The 395-nt window shown below is 47.3% G+C and carries 1 tRNA gene and 1 rRNA gene; both read right to left on the reverse strand.

The features are described 5' to 3' along the window. Positions 1-181: 181 nt before the first annotated feature. A tRNA-Glu gene (locus WFO64_RS22380) sits at positions 182-257 on the reverse strand. A gap of 86 nt (positions 258-343) precedes the next feature. Then, positions 344-395, reverse strand: a 16S ribosomal RNA gene (locus WFO64_RS22385); the annotation flags it as partial.

A 395-nucleotide genomic window follows, 5' to 3' on the forward strand; every position in this document is an offset into this window, starting at 1 on the left:
AGCTGCAAGCATTTGAGAGACCCGACCGTGTCGCGTTTTTCATTCTTATTACGGAGAATGAAAACGACACGTCGTTTCAATTTTCAGCTTGTTCCGGATTGTTAAAGAGCAAATATCTTAAACATGACTCGTAAGTCATCTTTAAGATATGTGGGCAACATCTTTCACCTGTCACCGAGCCTGGCGTCCCCTAGGGGATTCGAACCCCTGTTACCGCCGTGAAAGGGCAGTGTCCTGGGCCTCTAGACGAAGGGGACAATTAAGTCTGTCTTCGTAAGACACTTTGCTCATTACTTTTTATCAGACAATCTGTGTGGACACTGCGCCGGAAGGTATCTTCAGGTAAGGAGGTGATCCAACCGCAGGTTCCCCTACGGTTACCTTGTTACGACTTC

Origin of the sequence: Pantoea sp. AS142 (assembly GCF_037152305.1) — a bacterium.
In the GTDB taxonomy this organism is placed as follows: Bacteria; Pseudomonadota; Gammaproteobacteria; order Enterobacterales; family Enterobacteriaceae; genus Pantoea.